We start from the raw sequence: 17,245 nt of genomic DNA, 5'->3' as shown, positions 1-17,245 counted from the left end.
CGACCTTTCAGCAACGCGGACTCATTGCCATGATCACAGTCTTCGGCTCCATCAACATGGACCTCATCGCCACCACCGACCGACTGCCGAAGCCGGGCGAGACCGTTGCCGGCAACGGCTTTTCAACGGCTGCCGGCGGCAAGGGCGCCAACCAGGCGCTGGCCGCAAAGCGGGCCGGCGCTTCGGTGCGGATGGCGGGCGCTGTCGGCACCGATACCTTTGCCGAACCGGCACTCGCGCTTCTCGCCGAAGCTGGCACCGATCTTGGCGCTGTCCGGCATGTCGCAGGCCCTACCGGCACGGCGCTGATCCTCGTGGGTGGCGACGGCGAGAACGTCATCGTCGTCGTGCCCGGCGCCAATGGCACGGTCACCGCGGAAGATGCGACTGCCACAGTCGCGGCTCTCGGCCAGGGCGATACCCTGATGCTGCAGCTGGAGGTGCCGGGCGATGCGGTCGAGACCGCGCTCAGTGCCGCAAAGGCTGCCGGCATCCGCACAATCCTCAACCTTGCGCCGCTGACGGCCGATGCCGCCCGCCTCGGCCGCATGGCCGATATCGTCATCGCCAACGAAACCGAATTCGAGCTGCTCGCCGGCCAGGACGGAATGACGGCAGTCGAGCGGGAGGCGTCGCTGGTGCGCCTGCACACGGAAACGGGGCAGACGCTGATCGTCACGCTTGGCGGCGACGGCGTCATTGCCATCCGCGACGGTGCGATTTCGCGCGCTAGCGGGCTCGTCATCGAACCCGTCGACACGGTCGGCGCCGGCGATACCTTCTGTGGCTACTTCGCTGCCAGCCTCGACGCCGGACTCGACTTCGACGCTGCTCTGCGCAGGGCGGCCGTTGCCGGCTCGCTTGCCTGCCTTTCGGCCGGTGCACAACCGTCGATCCCACTGGCAGCAGCGGTGGCGGCTGAAATCTGAACGTGTTGAGAGCCGCATTATGAACGGGAAGCGTCGCTTTCCGTTCAGGCCGTGGAAAACATGGCCTTCGTCGCAAAAGATTCATGTGCAGTTAATGATTTTTTCGTCGTTCTCTCGGCATGATTGTGCTCGCCACGCTAGATTGGCCTGCGGCGGCGCTCACCCGACGCCCCATGACAGGGCCTCACACGCTAACCTTGCAACCGGATAATGGTCATCCGTGCATCGTTCTCGAGGCAAGCATGTCCCTTTTTCGTCCAAAATCGCTCGCCGCGAAGCTGATCCTCGTCACTGGCATCGCTATCGCATTGGTACTCTTCATTTCCAATTTTCTGTTGATTTCGCAAACCCGTGACCGCGTCGAGATCCTGACGATGGACCAGGCGAACAGCGAGGCTAAATCCATTTCCAATGAGGTGGCGGGAAACATCGGCGAGCTTGCCAGCGCGGCTCGCTCCATGGCCGGCATCATCGGCCGCGCCCATGAGGGCCATAATCTCGACCGCAAGGGCATCACCAATATCCTGAAAGCCAATCTCGAGCAGAACGCCTTTGCCTTCGGAAGCTGGTTCTGCGAGCAGCTCGGCGCCATCGACGGCAAGACGACGGAGCTCGCCAACAACAAGGAGGAGGCCGTAAACGAGCACGGCGCATTCACCCCTTACTGGTCGAAGACGCAGGACGGCGGCATCCAGTTCTCGGTGTTCAACAACGATTATACTGCCGAATGGTGGTCGCTGGCGGCAAACTCCGGCAAGGGCGCGATCACCGCACCTTATATGGCCGAGGGCACACAGGTTCCAACGACCATGAGCTCGATCGCCTATCCGGTCATGTCAGGCGGCAAGCTGATCGGCGTCGCCGGTGTCGATATCTCGCTGGCTTCGCTCTCCAACAAGCTGCAGAAGCTTCGCCCCTTTGGCAGCGGTCACGTCATGCTGCTTTCGCAAAATGGAAAATGGCTGGTTTCTTCCGACAGCAAGCTGCTGATGAAGGATTACCAGGGCGCCGGTGCCGATGGCGTCAAGGCAGCGCTTGGCGGCGCCGGTCCCACCATCGTCCGCGATCTCGGCGCTGACACTGCCGAGCCTTTCGACCGCGTCATCTATCCCTTCGCCGTCCCCGGCCTCAACGCCACCTGGGTGGTGCTGGTGGACGTTCCGCAAAGTGCTGTTGCCGGGCCGGTCCGCGACCAGACCTACATGATGATCGCCAGCGGCCTGATCGTGCTGGCTGCCGTGATGCTGGCGCTGTTCTTTGCCGTTCGCAGCTTGGTGCAGCGGCCACTCGGAGGTCTCGTCGCCAGCGTCGAAACCTTGAGTGCCGGAAGCTACGGCGAACCGGTCAAGGGCCAGGAGCGCCGCGACGAAATAGGCCTCGTTGCCAAGGCTCTGGAAGGTTTCCGCTTCGGGCTTGCCGATACCCACCGGCTCGAAGCCGATGCAAAGCAGCATCGGCTTTCTGCAGAAACTGAGCGCAACCGCTCCGAAACGGAGCGCAGCGAGACCGTCGCCCTGCAACGGCGCATCGTTTCGATCCTCGGGGACAGCCTTTCGGAACTTTCGAAGGGCAATCTCGGCTACCGCATCGTTGAGGCATTTCCGGGCGAGTACGCGCAGCTGAAGGAGGACTTCAACGCGGCGCTGACCAGCCTCGAGGATACGATCCAGACGATGCATCTCAGCATCGGCAATATCGGCAATGGCACCGGCGAGATCAGCACCAGCGCTTCGGACCTGGCACGTCGTACGGAGCAGCAGGCCGCAAGCCTGGAGCAGACGGCCGCCGCCCTCAACGAACTGACGGCACAGGTGAACTCCAGCGCCGAGAATGCCCGTACCGCCGCCGGTAGCGTCAACGAGGCGTCGGACGACGCCGGCAAGTCCGGCGAAATCGTCCAGAAGGCCATAGCCTCGATGAAGGGCATCGAACAGTCATCGACCGAAGTATCGCGGATCATCGGCGTGATCGACGAGATCGCCTTCCAGACCAATCTGCTTGCGCTCAACGCCGGTGTCGAGGCGGCAAGGGCTGGCGAAGCCGGCAAGGGCTTTGCAGTCGTCGCCCAGGAAGTCCGGGAACTGGCGCAGCGTTCAGCAAGCGCCGCCAAGGAGATTAAGACCCTGATCAACACCTCGGCAGTGCAGGTGAAAGAAGGTGTCGACCTCGTCGGTCGCGCCGGCGGCGCCTTGCAAAAGATTGCCGATCAGGTCGTGGAGATCAACGGCCTGATCCGCCAGATTTCCTCCTCTGCCAGCGAGCAGGCGATAGGCCTGAAGGAAATCAACGCGGCAATGAACCAGATGGATCAGGTTACGCAGCAAAATGCGGCAATGGTCGAGGAGACCACAGCTGCGAGCGTTGCGCTCAACGACGAGGCACAGACGCTGAAAGGTCTGGCCGGTCGCTTCAGCGTCGGCGCCCAGCAGGGCTCGGCAGGCCTGCGCCAGGTGGCCCAGCAGATGCGCAGTCCTGTGCAGACGCGCCAAGAAGCCCCGGTGCGCAAGCCGATCGCCGCAGCGCGTCGCCAGCAGCCACAGAGCCAGGGCGCTACCGCTGTGGCTGAAAGCAGTTGGGAAGAATTCTGAGCAATTCAGGTAAGGAGCCGAACGGCTCCTTACCTCCTCCCTTGACTTCGATTGGCTGAGGTGAGGCCGTTTGCCCCAGCCGACCTATCAGATCCGCGCGAACCGTTCCGTCAGCAATGCGAAAAAACCGTCCGCATCGACAGAGCGCATGTAGCGGGCATTTCGCTTGCGATCCGTAACGTGCCACCAATCGACGACCATCATGCCGACCGTCAGCTCCGACCCCACCTCGATCTCGACGTTGCAGGTCCGGCCGCCGAACAGTTCCGGCTTCAGCAGATAGGCGACCACCGTCGGATCGTGCAGCGGGCCGCCGTCCGAGCCGTATTTTTCGATGTCGAAGCGCTCGAAGAATTCCAGCATCTCGACCATTGCCTTGGCAGGCGCGGTGCCTATTTCGGCGATCTTGCGGACGCGATCCTTGCGGGTCAGCAACTGGTGCGTGACGTCGAGCGGCATGATGACGACGGGGACGCCGGAGCGCATGACGATATCGGCAGCCTCGGGGTCGACGAAGATGTTGAATTCGGCAGCTGGGGTGATGTTTCCACCCTCGAAAAAGCCGCCACCCATCATGACCAGTTCCTGGACGCGACCGACGATCTCGGGCGCCTTCTGGAACGCGGTCGCAATGTTGGTCAGCGGCCCAAGTGTGCAGAGCGTGACAGTGCCAGTGGGCTCGCGCATCAGCGTCTCGATGATGAAGTCAACGCTATGCCCCGACTGCAGCGCCATGGTCGGTTCCGGCAGTTCCGGGCCGTCTAGCCCCGTCTTGCCATGCACATGCTCGGCCGTCACCAGAGGACGGGCGATCGGCCGGTCGCAGCCGGCGTAGACCTTGATGTCGCGGCGATCGCAGAGCTCGCAGATGATCCGGGCATTGCGGCTGGTCATCGCCAGCGGGACGTTGCCGGCAACGGTCGAAATGCCGAGAATCTCGAGCTCGTCGCGGCTGCCGAAGGCCAGCATGATCGCGGCTGCATCGTCCTGACCGGGATCGGTATCGATGATGATCTTTCTAGCCAAAGCCAAGTCCTCTTTCCTGCTATTCACGGCACCACGCCCCTTGCGACGGTTTGACGCGACTCGAACCGTCCTTGTCAAGCGAGGGTTGGCATGACCAGACGCTCGACCGGGTCATGATTACCCGATGCTGCATCCTTGCACCGCGGGCCGGCTATGCCCATATTGCGGCTCTCCGGATGCTGATATTCAGGTCCGGCAAGGTCGCTTGACAACCAAGGACTTGTGGATATGAGCCGGATGACGCCCTTTGCCAGCCCCCTCCTGTTGGGCTTTGATACCATGGAAAAGACGCTCGAGCGGATTTCCAAGATCAGTGACGGATACCCGCCCTATAATATCGAGCGGATGCCCGCCGACCCGCTGGTCGGCAATCCGGAACGGTTGCGCATTACCCTTGCCGTCGCCGGCTTCACGGAAGAAGAACTCGACGTCACGACAGAGGAAAATCAGCTTGTCATCAGGGGCAGGCAGGTCGAGCAGGAAGCGCGGGACTATCTCTATCGCGGCATCGCGGCCAGGCAGTTCCAACGCGTCTTCGTGTTGGCCGAAGGTATGCATGTCCTTGGTGCGGCGCTGAAAAACGGGTTGCTTTCGGTCGATCTTATCCGGCCGGAGCCGCCGCGTGGGGTGAAGAAAATTAACATTTCGGTCCCAGAGTAGATCAGCGGCGATTCCGAGCCGTTGGTCCCTCAATCGGAGGAACGGGAAATGTTACTCAAAGAAGCTACCGCACGTCTGACCGAAAACGAGCTCGTATCGCTCGGCAGCGGCGAAGTTGCCTATGTTCGCAAGATCCGTCAGGAAGAAGTTTCCCGCTGCTTCCCGGAAGCTCCCGAGATCGACCCGACCGTCGACCTGTGGGCCCTGTTCGGCGCCGATGGCACCCCTATACTCCTGACCGACAACCGTTCCAGCACCTTCTATAAGGCCGCCGAGGACGAGCTCAAGACTGTCAGCCTGCACTGAAGCGATTTGCCTTGCGGCAGGTCTCCAGCGCGTACGTCTCCCACGATGGTTGCTGCAAGATCCGAAGGTAGCTGCGAGCGATCGGCGGAAAGACAAGGTACGTCCCAAGATGACTTGCCTGGTCGCCTTCGTGCATTGCAGGACCGCTTTCCGGCGTGATATTCCAGGCCATGTTGAAACGTCACTCGCACCTTTGGCCAGGTGTTCCCTTCGCGATCGGCTCCGCAGTGCTTTTTGGAGCCTCTGCGCCCCTTTCCAAACTATTGATCGGCGCCATCGACCCGTGGCTGCTGGCGGGCATTCTCTATCTCGGTGCAGGCGTCGGCCTGGCGTTTATCCATTGGGGAGGAAGGCAGCTCGGATTGCGCAACGAGGAAGCGCCGTTAAGACGGGGCGACGCCCCCTGGCTGGTTGCCGTGATTATTTCAGGGGGCATGCTCGGCCCGTTGTTCCTGATGTTTGGGCTCTCCCGGACAACGGCCGCGTCGGCTTCGCTGCTTCTCAATCTCGAAGGCCTGGCGACGATGGCGATCGCATGGGTGATCTTCCGCGAGAATGTCGACCGGCGCCTGCTGGCTGGCGCTGCCGCGATCCTTGCAGGGGCAGTGCTTCTGTCTTGGAAAGGCGTATCTCCCAGTCTTGACCGGGGCGAACTTTACATCCTCGCCGCCTGCCTCTGCTGGGGCATAGACAACAATCTGACGCGCAAACTTTCGGCGGCGGATCCGGTGCAGATTGCCATGATCAAGGGCCTCGCTGCCGGGGCCACGAATTTCGCACTGGCGCTCGTTCTCGGCGCCAGCCTTCCCACCGTCAGCCTGATCGGCTTGGGCGCTATTGTCGGCTTCCTCGGGATTGGGGTGAGCCTCGTTCTTTTCATGCTCGGCTTACGGCATCTGGGAACCGCGCGCACGGGCGCCTATTTCTCGCTGGCGCCCTTCATCGGCGCGGTTCTGGCGATCCTCATTTTCCGCGAAACAGTCACGCCACAACTCTTGCTGGCTGGCCTGCTGATGGCCGCAGGCATCTGGCTGCATCTCTCCGAACGTCATGACCACGAGCATGTCCATGAGACGCTGGAGCACGATCACCTGCATAGCCATGACGAGCATCATCAACACGAACATGATGGCCCGGTCAGCGAGCCGCATTCGCACTGGCATCGCCATGAGCCCATGCGCCACAAGCACCCGCATTATCCCGATCTCCATCACCGGCACAATCACGGGTAAATCCCCGACGACAGTGACAAGGCGCGATGCCTTGAAAGTCGGGGTCGCTAGACGCGCTTGAATGTCAGGTAGGCAGACGACCGGCCCTCGCGCTTGGCTTTCGCCTCGTAACGAGTGCCCGGCCAGCCGGCATAGGGGGTCAGCCAGTCGGCAGCGTTGGTGGCCGTCCATTCGAAGCCGCCATGCGCCTGGCAGTGCTGCAGCGTCCAGTTGACATAGGTGTCGATATCGGAGGCAAAGCAGAAGGTAGCGCCTGGCTTCAGGACGCGGTGAAAGCGCTCCAGATTGACTTGAGAGACGAAGCGACGCTTCCAATGGCGGGTCTTAGGCCATGGATCGGGATAGAGCAGGTCGATCTGATCCAGGCAGGCGTCGGGCAGCCAGTCGAGCAGCTGCGTAGCATCGTCATTGTAGACGCGAATGTTGGAGACTGCCGCCTCTTCAACGTGGGCCAGCAGCTTTTGCATCGAATTGACGAAGGGCTCGACGCCGATAAAGCCGGTCGTCGGGTTTTCCTTGGCGCGGTGGATCAGATGCTCGCCGCCGCCGAAGCCGATTTCCAGGCGAAGGCGATCGACCTCGACCGGAAACAGCACCGCCAGCGATTGCGGCGGTGCTTCCTCGAGATTGACCATGAAGGCCGGCAGCAAGGTTTCCAGCCGGCCGGCCTGCTGGCCACGCAGGGGCTTTCCCTTGCGCCGACCGTAAAAGGCTTCCGTTGCCCGTGATCGGCGCTCGGTATCGTTCATGACATTCAGGCCTTGATGGCTTCCTTCAGCGGCTTGACGAGATCGAGCTTCTCCCAGGAGAAGGAACCGTCGCGGCCGGCTTTACGGCCAAAATGGCCATAGGCCGAGGTCTTGGCATAGATCGGCTTGTTGAGGTCGAGGTGGCGACGGATGCCGGTCGGCGACAGGTCCATCACCTTGCGGATGGCCGCCTCGACCTGGTCCTCGGTGTACTTGCCTGTCTGGTGCAGGTCGACATAGATCGACAGCGGCTGGGCGATGCCGATCGCGTAGGCGATCTGGATCGTGCAGCGGTCAGCGAGGCCGGCAGCAACGACGTTCTTGGCAAGGTAGCGGGCCGCATAGGCAGCCGAGCGGTCGACCTTGGTCGTGTCCTTGCCGGAAAACGCACCGCCACCGTGCGGGGCAGCGCCGCCGTAGGTGTCGACGATGATTTTGCGGCCGGTCAGGCCAGCGTCGCCATCAGGGCCGCCGATGACGAACTTGCCGGTCGGGTTGATGTACCAGGCGCAATCGGCCGAGACCGGCAGATCGCCCAAGGCTTCCATGATGTAGGGTTCGACGACCGAGCGGACCTTCTTGGAATCCCAGCTGTCGTCGAGATGCTGGGTGGACAGGACGATGGAGGTGACTTCTGCCGGCTTACCATCGACGTAGCGGACGGTGACCTGGCTCTTGGCATCGGGACCGAGCTTGCCGGCGTCGCCTTCGTGCTTCTTGCGGGCGGTCGCCAGCAGCTGCAGGATCAGATGCGAGTAATAGATCGGTGCCGGCATCAGGTCCGGCGTTTCGCGGCAGGCGTAACCGAACATGATCCCCTGGTCGCCAGCCCCTTCGGCATTGTCGTGATCGGCCGCTTTGTCGACACCCTGGGCGATATCGGCCGATTGCGAGTGCAGCAGCACGTCGATCTTGGCGGTCTTCCAGTGGAAGCCTTCCTGCTCGTAGCCGATATCCTTGATTGCCCGGCGCGCCGCCGTCTTGAACTTGGCCGGATTGATCACGTCCTTGCCGTTCTTGTCCTTCTTCATCAGGCTCGGCGGCAGGCGGACCTCGCCGGCGATGACGACCCGATTGGTAGTCGCCAATGTTTCGCAGGCGATACGCACCGTCCAGGGATCGATGCCTGTCTTGGCAGCTTCGCGATAAACCAAATCGACGATTTCGTCGGAGATGCGGTCGCAAACCTTATCGGGATGGCCTTCGGCAACAGACTCGCTGGTAAACAGGTAGTTGGCACGCATACGGGAATTCCCCTCAAAGAATAATGCTGCTTCTGTGTTAGTCAGTTCGTTGCCGAATGACAAGGGACAGAAGGACATAGATATATCTTTATATCCCTAACGCAGCTGACGAAAATGTCGCCAAACATGCAAAAGGCGGCCAAATTGACCGCCTTTTCATTCTGTTGAGCAGAGTTGCCTATTCCGCGTCGGCTTCGGCTGCCAGCGCCTTCACCAGTTCGACGACCTTGCGACGAACCTTGGCGTCGGAAATCTTCACAAAGGCGCGATTGAGCTGCAGCCCTTCGGAGGAAGACAGGAAGTCGACGACGTAGTTGGAGCTGGAGGCTTCCGCCATGCCGCTGGTGGACGTCGCGTGATCGCCCGGCGCATCTTCGAAGAAGAACGAGACCGGTACATTGAGAATACTGGAGATATTCTGCAGACGGCTGGCGCCAACGCGGTTGGTGCCTTTTTCATATTTCTGGATTTGCTGGAAGGTGATGCCGAGGCTTTCACCAAGCTTTTCCTGGCTCATGCCCAACATTGTGCGGCGGAGACGGATCCGGCTACCGACGTGAATGTCGATCGGATTCGGCTTCTTTTTATTTTCAATCATTCTAATGCCCTAACTAGCTAAGGTTGAATACGGCTTTTTCGCCTCTCTGCCCCCGACCATGCTTATATAACGCCACGTTGTAGAGCAATACCTCGCTCGTCACCATTTTACGTATGATCGGCTGTACCGGACCACTATGCCTTTTTAGGGTTTTTCGGTCAATTCAAGCCTCAGATAAAACCCACGCGGGAAATCCCGCCAATCGAGCCCATAAAGCCTAAACACAACCAGAAGCACAAAAATCTGCTCGATCTACCTATTGGAGATTGCGTTACGCTACCCAAGGTGGCGTCAATAAATCCGTCCTGATTTAAATCCAACCCTGAAACCACGCGCCCACGGGCATCGACGAGAGCCGAAATACCGCTATTTGCACTGCGAATAAGCGGCAGCCCGTACTCGACGGCGCGGACACGGGCCTGCTGAAAATGCTGATAGGGTCCTGGAGTGTCGCCGAACCAGGCATCATTGGTGACGTTGACGATGGCGTCAGCCCGCTCGATATCGGGCGTCATCTCGTTTGGAAAGATGATCTCGTAGCAGAGCAACGGGTAGAGCCGGATACTGGAGGGAAGTGTCAGCAACCCACGGCGAGCAGCGGCGGAAAAACCACCGGGCATCTCGACGATGTTGGCGATACCGAAATTCTCGAGAACGCTTTCGAAGGGCACGTATTCGCCGAACGGCACGAGATGCACCTTGTCGGCAGCGCCGATGATCTGGCCTTTCCCGTCGATCACATAGATGGAGTTATAGTAGCGCGGCGGCATGCCCGGCCCCATGTCCTCGGCCCGAACTGCCCCGGTGATGAGTATCTGATCGTCGGACAGGACATCCGCCATGCGCGTCAAAGCATCACTGTTGTCCGTCAGGATAAATGGCAATGCGGTTTCGGGCCAGACGATGATGTCCGGTCGCTTGCCACCCTCCCTGGGCGGCGCGGCTGTCAGCGCCAGATGCTGCTCGAAGATGGCCGTGCGGTCGGAAGCGGTGTTCTGCTTGGCCTCCTGGTCGATGTTCGGCTGGACGATCCGGACGACGGGCGCCTTGGCATCGGCCCGGAACGCTGGCTCCGGCTGATGAAGGGCGTAGTAGCCGTAGCCGAGATGGGCGCCGAACAGCAGGATCGCGAGGCCTATGCCTGGTATTGCACCCTGACGGGTGCCGAGCAGTGCGGGCGCGGCAAAGACGAAGACCGAGAGCACGGTTACGCCGAGCATGCCGATCAGGTGGGCCGACTGCATCATCAACGGCGTCGGCATCATACCGTAACCGATGGCATTCCACGGGAAGCCGGTAAAGACGAAGCTGCGCAGCCATTCGAGCAAGCCGAAGCCGAAGGCAAGGGCGGCAATTCGACCGAAGCCATCAGACCAGAGAAGCCGAGCCAGGGCCGCCGCCAAACCATAGAAGATCGCCAGAAAGGCCGGCAGCCCCAGGATCGCCAGCGGCAGCGCCCAGGCAAACTGCTCAGCATCGATCATCAACGCATGACCGAGCCACCAGAGGCCGGCAACGAAATAGCCGAATCCGAACAGCCAGCCGGTGAAAAATGCCGGCCAGAGGCGACGGACGATGCCGCTTCCCGGCGGCGAGGCCGCGCCATCGATCAGCCAGACCAGCAATGTGAAGGAGACGAACATCGCGGCGAAGAAGCCGAACGGCGGCAGCGCCAAGACGCCGATCGCGCCGGCACCGATCGCCAGCAGAGCGCGCCTGACGCCCCAGACCAGGATGACCCTGTCCGCAAGCCATTCCATACACGCTCTCCCTTGAAGGACACCGAATCACATTGGGTCGCAGTGTTTCAAAAAAGGCGCGGCTTGTCCTGCGATGCCTGTAGGTCGTGGGGCTAGTTGGCCGTCTTCCGATTGGCAGCGCCGCCTTCCAGCTGCACGTCGGATGCGGGAAGATCGCGGTCGGCTCCAGCCGGATCGACCTCCCCCTTGGCGGGGCGGCGACGGACCGGGTGGCGCTTGCGGGTGATCCGGACACGTTTGATGCGGCGCGGATCTGCCTCCAAGATCTGGAATTCGAAGCCGGGCAGCCCCTGAACGAGCTCGCCACGGACCGGAATGCGCCCCAGCGCCGAGAAGATCAGGCCACCCAGCGTATCAACGTCATCGACTTCTTCGCTGACGTCGAAATCCGAACCGATGGCGCGGGCGATGTCTTCCAGCTCGACACGGGCGTCGGCGACGAAAACGTCTTCCGAGACCTGCTTGAACATGACTTCCTCGTCGTCATGCTCGTCGTCGATATCGCCGACGACCATTTCGACGATGTCCTCATGCGAGGCGAGACCGTCGGTGCCGCCATATTCATCGATGACAAGCGCCATCTGCGTGCGGTTGACCTGCATGCGGCGCAGGAGATCGGAGGCCAGCATCGACGGTGGCACGAACAGGATCTTGCGGATGATGCCGGCTTCGGCAACGGTCTTGCGCAGATCGACACGGGCAAGATCGAAATTCGGCTTGGCCGAGCGCGGGGCTTTCTCAGCCTTCTCTGCCGCCACCGCGGCCACCTGCGGATCGAGGGCTGCGGCCTTGGCACCGACGCGGCGCTTGTTGCGCGCCTGCTTGGCGACATAGGAGAGCAGGTCGCGGATATGGACCATGCCGCGCGGATCGTCGAGCGTGTCGCAATAGACCGGCATGCGCGAGCGGCCCGATTCCTCGAACAGGATCATCAGCTCGCCGATGGTCAGATTCTGGTCCACCGCCTCGATATCGGCGCGCGGGACCATGACATCGGCAACGCGAACCTCGCGGAAGCGCAGGATGTTGTGCAGCATCGCCCGTTCGTCGGCTGAAAAGCCATCGTCCTCGGTGCCGTTGACCATCAGTGCGTCGGTGAGGTCCTCGCGAAGGCGCGAGCCCTGGGCCGGGCGGAGGACGCGCGCGGCGCGGCTCCAGAAGGTGGATTGGGATTTATATCCCGCCTTGCCGTTACTACTCGCAACCTCGTCGGAGGTCGCGTCCTGCTCTTTGGCGTCAGTGGCCGGTTTTGCTGTAAAGTCGCTCATGGTTCCAATCAGACCGGGTCTTGACCCGCATAGGGATCAGATAGTCCAAGTCTCGCTAAAATGCGAGTCTCCAGACCTTCCATCATTTCGGCGTCCGCATCATTCATATGGTCGTAGCCGAACAGATGCAAGAAACCATGCACCAACAGATGGGTAAGATGTTCGTCGAGGCTCTTGTCGAGATCGGCCGCCTCGCGCTCGACGGTCTCGCGAGCGATGATGATATCGCCGAGCATCGGCCCAGGCATTCCCCCGGGCGCGAGCGGGAAGGCCGGGAAGGACAGCACGTTGGTCGGCTTGTCCTGTTGGCGCCACTCCGCATTGATCTCGCGGATCGACGCATCGTCGGTGAAAACAAGCGACAGCTCAGGCTGCATGGCCGGGAAAGGCTGGGAAAGCTCGGTCACCAGGAAATCCGCGGCATCGCCGAGCACACGCTCGGCCATCGCCTGCAGGGTGTCTTCGGAGGGCCAATCGCCCTCCTCGACGCTGATCTGTATATCCAGTCGGGTCATAGGTTCATGCCGGCATCAACGCTGCCGATCGGCCTCTTCGCTTTCGGGGGTCGCATACAGGGTGTCGTAGGCGCGCACGATGCGGCCAACGAGCGGGTGGCGGACGATGTCGGTATCCTTGAAGCGGATGACCGAGATGCCTTCGACACCGCTGAGCAGCTGCAGCGCCTCGACCAGGCCCGACTTGACGCCGCGCGGCAGATCGATCTGGCTCGGATCGCCGGTGACGATCATCCGCGAATTTTCGCCGAGACGGGTGAGGAACATCTTCATCTGCATCGATGTGGTGTTCTGCGCCTCGTCGAGGATGACGGCGGAATTGGCCAGCGTCCGGCCGCGCATGAAGGCGAGCGGCGCAATTTCGATGACGCCGGCGGTGATCGCCCGCTCGACCTTGTCGCCCGGCATCATGTCGTAGAGCGCGTCGTAGAGCGGCCGCAGGTAAGGGTCGACCTTCTCCTTCAAGTCGCCGGGCAGGAAGCCGAGGCGTTCGCCGGCTTCGACCGCCGGGCGGGACAGGATGATCTTTTCGACGGCGCCACGCTCCAGCAGCTGGCAGGCCTGGGCAACGGCAAGATAGGTCTTGCCGGTACCGGCCGGACCACAGCCGAACACCAGTTCGGAGCGCTCGAGCGCCCGCAGATAGGCGTCCTGGGTGGGCGTGCGGGCAACAATGGTCTTCTTGCGCGTCGACACCTGGGCCATGGTGAGCTTGGCCTTGCGCTCCATGGTCGGCAGGATCAGCTGGTCGTCCGCCGCCTGCGCCATGCGGATGGCGCCCTCGACGTCGGAAGGCTCGACCGAGCCGCCCTTCTGCAATTTTTCATAGAGGTAATCGAGCGTACGCCGGGCCTGGTTGGTGGCCAGCACGTCGCCGGTGATGACGACGGAATTGCCACGGGCGCGGGCATTGATCTTCAACCGCTGTTCCAGCAGCTTCAGGTTCTGTTCGAACTGTCCAAACAGCTCGCTGGCGAACCTGTTGTTTTCGAAAGTCAGAACGAAGTGATTGGCGTCGGTCGCGGCAGGGGCCTGGCGCGGGGTAGAGGAAACCAATTCTTGTGCGTTCAAGCGGTCAAGCTCCTTTGCCAATCTTGGATCTACACCTGCTCTGCAAAGAGACTGTTGGTGCTTGTCCCGGTGATTCGTACGTTAATAATGTCACCGATTTGCGATGCCTTTGCATCAACATTCACCGATTGCAGCCAGGGAGAACGGCCGATCAGCTGTCCGGGCATGCGACCGGGCTTTTCAAGCAACACATCGACCAAGCGACCGACACAGGCTTCGGCAAATTCCTGCTGCTGGCGCGTCAAAAGCGCCTGCAAACGTTCCAGCCGTTCCGCCTTGATCTCTTCGGGCACCTGGTCCTTCAAGTCCGCGCCGGGCGTGCCGGGACGCGTCGAATATTTGAACGAATAGGCCTGGGCATAACGCACGGCCGTAACGAGGTTCAATGTATCCTCAAAATCCTGGTCTGTCTCGCCCGGAAAACCGACGATGAAATCGCCCGACAGGGCGATGTCCGGGCGGGCGGCGCGGATGCGCTCGACCAGCGCCAGATAGTCGGCCGTGGTGTGGCGACGGTTCATGGCCTTGAGGATGCGGTTGGAGCCGGCCTGCACCGGCAGGTGCAGATAGGGCATCAGCATGCGCAGGTCGCGGTGGGCGTTGATCAGCCGATCGTCCATGTCACGCGGATGGCTGGTGGTGTAGCGCAAGCGGGACAGGCCCGGAATGTCCGCCAGCCGGTAGAGCAGATCGCCGAGGCTCCACTCCTCGCCATCAGGACCCTTGCCGTGCCAGGCGTTGACGTTCTGGCCGAGCAGCGTGACTTCGCGCACGCCGCCAGCCACCAGCTTTTCCGCCTCGTCGACGATCTGCGACACCGGCCGCGAGACTTCGGAGCCGCGGGTATAGGGTACGACGCAGAAGGTGCAGAACTTGTCGCAGCCCTCCTGCACCGTCAGGAAGGCGGTGACGCCGCGGGCGCGGATCTTGGCGCTTTCGGCCATCGGCAGGTGCAGGAACTTGTCCTCGATGGCATATTCCGTATCGACGACGCGCTCTCCGCCCTTGGCGCGGCGCAGCGCGTCCGGCAGGCGGTGGTAGGTCTGCGGACCGATGACGACATCGACGGCTGGCGCCCGGCGCAGGATTTCCTCGCCTTCGGCCTGGGCGACGCAGCCGGTGACGCCGATCATCATCTCGCGACCGTCTGCCGCCTTGCGCTTCTTCATGTCGCGCAGCCGCCCGAGCGCCGAATAGACCTTCTCGGCCGCCTTCTCGCGGATATGGCAGGTGTTGAGGAGCACGAGGTCGGCCTCTTCCATGTCCTCGGTCGGCTCATAGCCGTCCTTGGCCAAGGCGTCGCTCATCCGGGTGGAATCGTAGACGTTCATCTGGCAACCGTAGGTCTTGATGAAGACCTTGCGGCTGTTGCTGCCATCACGGGTTTCCGGGGCGATCAGAAGGGCGCTGTCCTGTGTCATGGCGGCTATCTAGTCGTTTTTCGAGGTTGTGAAAAGACAATCTTCGTGTCAGGCACGGTGGCGGCCGAGCAGGAGGTCGCTCAGCATGGTGCGGATGCGCTCGGTGACGAGTGCCGCCACCTGCTTGCGATTGCTGCCCGCCGTGTAATCCACCGTCTCGCCGAACCACACATCGACATCGATGGCACCGCAGGCGAGCACGCCTTTCAGCGACGGCAGCATCTCTATATCGCCGGGCCAGGTGGCGACCGGCCGATGGTAACGGCCCATCGGCATGCCATGGATGCCGGTATAGGCGACAGCCACCGGCTGGATATGCACCACGCCTTCCGGCGTGCCCGGCAGGGCAGCAGCGGCAGCTCCGAACAGCGAGGATTTCACCTCCAGCAGCCGGTTGCCGTCCGATGTCGTGCCTTCCGGAAACAGCACGACGATCTCGCCGCCGGCCATGCGCTCTGCGATCTCGCTGACCTGCTCGCCTGTCTTGCGCTTCTGCTCGCGCACGACGAAGACAGTCTTCTGCAGTCGGGCGAACATCCCGAAGATCGGCCAGTCACGCACCTCGATCTTGGCGATAAATGCGACATCGGCGACGGCCGACAGCACGAGAATGTCGAGCCAGGAGGAGTGGTTCGAGGCCAGCATCAGCGGCCGGCGCCCGTCCGGCGCGCCGTGCACCCGGATGCGCAAGCCGAAGACCCAGCAGACGAGGCGGTGCCAGATGCGCGGCAGATAGCGGCGCAGCTTCCAGTCGAAATAGAGACAGAGACATTGCAGCGGCAGCATGAAGAGGCTGGCGACCACCACCAGCAACAGACCGAAGGCAAGGCGAAGCCGGTGGATCAAGGCCGGGCCTCATCAAGTGTTTTCGGGTGCGTACCTACCACCGCCGCCCTCATTCCTGTGCGTGTCACAGGAATCCAGTGCGCCCAAGTCCTTGGGCGCGAGAGAGCTTCTGCGGGGTTCAGGTCGGTCCTCTCACATCGCAGACGCGCCGTGGCTGACCGGGCCTGATTGCCAACTTTGGGATGGCTGCACGCCCCCTCCTCCCTCATTCCTGTGCTCGTCACAGGAATCCAGTGCGCCCAAGTCCTTGGGCGCGAGAAAACTTCTGCGGAGTTCAGGTCGGTCCTCTCACRKCGCAGACGCGCCGTGGCTGACCGTGCCTCATTGTCAACTTTGGGATGGCTGCACGCCCTCTCCTCCCTCATTCCTGTGCTCGTCACAGGAATCCAGTGCGCCCAAGTCCTTGCGCGCGAGAGAGCTTCTGCGGAGTTCAGGTCGGCCCTCTCACGGCGCAGACGCGCCGTGGCTGGATTCCTGTGACGAGCACAGGAATGAGGGAGGACGTGGGGGGGCGTTCGCCCAATGGTGCACTCACCGCAAAGCTGCGGTTTCCGAATGCATAAGCTTCGTCCAGCCCTGTCGCAGACTTCGGGCACTCAGTGCTCATCCTTCTTGATCGGCACGCCGTAGAGCTCCAGCCGGTGGCCGACCAGGCGGAAGCCGTGTTCGCGGGCGATGCGCTCCTGCAGGGCTTCGATTTCGGGCGAATGAAACTCGACGACATCGCCGGTCTTCAGGTCGATCAGGTGGTCGTGATGCTCCTCCGGCACGGTCTCGTAGCGCGAGCGGCCGTCGCGGAAATCGTGGCGGGTGATGATGCCGGCGTCCTCGAACAGCTTGACCGTGCGATAGACGGTCGAGATCGAGATTTTCGAATCGATCTTCACCGAGCGGCGATGCAGTTCCTCGACATCGGGATGGTCCTCGGCCTCGGCGATAATCCGGGCGATGACGCGCCGCTGCTCGGTCATGCGCATGCCGCGTTCGGCACAAAGCTCCTCGAGCGATTTGGCGATATCATTCATCGATGTG

Annotated in this window: 16 protein-coding genes; 5 read left to right on the top strand and 11 right to left on the bottom strand. The window is 61.8% G+C overall.

Going from position 1 to position 17,245, the window contains the following annotated elements; genetic code table 11:
- The first annotated feature begins 29 nt into the window (after window positions 1-29).
- A complete protein-coding gene (locus VH564_RS13985; protein WP_423340440.1) occupies window positions 30-929 on the top strand; it encodes a ribokinase in 900 nt (299 codons plus the stop codon).
- A gap of 242 nt (window positions 930-1,171) precedes the next feature.
- A complete protein-coding gene (locus tag VH564_RS13980; RefSeq protein ID WP_423340439.1) occupies window positions 1,172-3,517 on the top strand; it encodes a methyl-accepting chemotaxis protein in 2,346 nt (781 codons plus the stop codon).
- Between the two features lie 87 nt (window positions 3,518-3,604).
- Here VH564_RS13980 and VH564_RS13975 read toward each other — a convergent pair whose 3' ends face one another.
- On the bottom strand, window positions 3,605-4,549 hold the full coding sequence (locus VH564_RS13975; protein ID WP_423340438.1) for a nucleoside hydrolase: 945 nt from the start codon (window positions 4,547-4,549) through the stop codon (window positions 3,605-3,607).
- Between the two features lie 222 nt (window positions 4,550-4,771).
- Between VH564_RS13975 and VH564_RS13970 the strand changes: the two genes are divergently transcribed.
- The 3 genes from VH564_RS13970 (at window position 4,772) to VH564_RS13960 (ending at window position 6,741) form a co-directional block, all read left to right on the top strand.
- A complete protein-coding gene (locus tag VH564_RS13970; protein WP_423340437.1) occupies window positions 4,772-5,203 on the top strand; it encodes an Hsp20 family protein in 432 nt (143 codons plus the stop codon).
- Between the two features lie 48 nt (window positions 5,204-5,251).
- The gene (locus VH564_RS13965) at window positions 5,252-5,509 is read left to right on the top strand and encodes a DUF1150 family protein (RefSeq protein WP_423340436.1); all 258 of its coding nucleotides are present in this window, start codon (window positions 5,252-5,254) and stop codon (window positions 5,507-5,509) included.
- A 170-nt stretch (window positions 5,510-5,679) separates the two neighbouring features.
- The gene (locus VH564_RS13960; RefSeq protein ID WP_423340435.1) at window positions 5,680-6,741 is read left to right on the top strand and encodes a DMT family transporter; all 1,062 of its coding nucleotides are present in this window, start codon (window positions 5,680-5,682) and stop codon (window positions 6,739-6,741) included.
- Window positions 6,742-6,788: 47 nt separating this feature from the next.
- On the opposite strand, the gene trmB is transcribed toward VH564_RS13960, so the two are convergent.
- From trmB to VH564_RS13910, 10 genes are all read right to left on the bottom strand, one after another.
- Entirely contained in the window at window positions 6,789-7,490 is a 702-nt protein-coding gene (gene trmB, locus VH564_RS13955; RefSeq protein WP_423340434.1) for a tRNA (guanosine(46)-N7)-methyltransferase TrmB, read from the bottom strand.
- Window positions 7,491-7,495: 5 nt separating this feature from the next.
- Window positions 7,496-8,734, bottom strand: coding sequence for a methionine adenosyltransferase (metK, locus tag VH564_RS13950; protein WP_423340433.1), 1,239 nt, complete (start codon window positions 8,732-8,734; stop codon window positions 7,496-7,498).
- 178 nt (window positions 8,735-8,912) lie between these two features.
- Window positions 8,913-9,332 carry a helix-turn-helix domain-containing protein gene (locus tag VH564_RS13945; RefSeq protein WP_423340432.1) on the bottom strand — a complete coding sequence of 140 codons (420 nt, stop codon included), beginning with the start codon at window positions 9,330-9,332 and terminating at the stop codon, window positions 8,913-8,915.
- Window positions 9,333-9,502: 170 nt separating this feature from the next.
- On the bottom strand, window positions 9,503-11,092 hold the full coding sequence (gene lnt / locus VH564_RS13940) for an apolipoprotein N-acyltransferase (protein WP_423340431.1): 1,590 nt from the start codon (window positions 11,090-11,092) through the stop codon (window positions 9,503-9,505).
- A 92-nt stretch (window positions 11,093-11,184) separates the two neighbouring features.
- The gene (locus VH564_RS13935) at window positions 11,185-12,360 is read right to left on the bottom strand and encodes a hemolysin family protein (protein ID WP_423340430.1); all 1,176 of its coding nucleotides are present in this window, start codon (window positions 12,358-12,360) and stop codon (window positions 11,185-11,187) included.
- Between the two features lie 8 nt (window positions 12,361-12,368).
- The gene (gene ybeY, locus VH564_RS13930) at window positions 12,369-12,875 is read right to left on the bottom strand and encodes an rRNA maturation RNase YbeY (RefSeq protein ID WP_423340429.1); all 507 of its coding nucleotides are present in this window, start codon (window positions 12,873-12,875) and stop codon (window positions 12,369-12,371) included.
- Window positions 12,876-12,890: 15 nt separating this feature from the next.
- The gene (locus VH564_RS13925; RefSeq protein WP_423340428.1) at window positions 12,891-13,946 is read right to left on the bottom strand and encodes a PhoH family protein; all 1,056 of its coding nucleotides are present in this window, start codon (window positions 13,944-13,946) and stop codon (window positions 12,891-12,893) included.
- A 29-nt stretch (window positions 13,947-13,975) separates the two neighbouring features.
- Entirely contained in the window at window positions 13,976-15,367 is a 1,392-nt protein-coding gene (miaB, locus tag VH564_RS13920; RefSeq protein ID WP_423340427.1) for a tRNA (N6-isopentenyl adenosine(37)-C2)-methylthiotransferase MiaB, read from the bottom strand.
- A 48-nt stretch (window positions 15,368-15,415) separates the two neighbouring features.
- On the bottom strand, window positions 15,416-16,213 hold the full coding sequence (locus VH564_RS13915; protein WP_423340426.1) for a lysophospholipid acyltransferase family protein: 798 nt from the start codon (window positions 16,211-16,213) through the stop codon (window positions 15,416-15,418).
- A gap of 596 nt (window positions 16,214-16,809) precedes the next feature.
- Window positions 16,810-17,238: a Fur family transcriptional regulator gene (locus VH564_RS13910; protein ID WP_423340425.1), complete on the bottom strand. Its 429-nt coding sequence runs from the start codon at window positions 17,236-17,238 to the stop codon at window positions 16,810-16,812.
- Window positions 17,239-17,245 lie beyond the last annotated feature (7 nt).

Origin of the sequence: Rhizobium sp. HT1-10 (genome assembly GCF_049472505.1) — a bacterium.
Lineage (GTDB): Bacteria > Pseudomonadota > Alphaproteobacteria > Rhizobiales > Rhizobiaceae > Rhizobium.
Note: the sequence above shows the minus strand (reverse complement) of the source record. Positions and strands in the feature narration are given on the sequence as shown.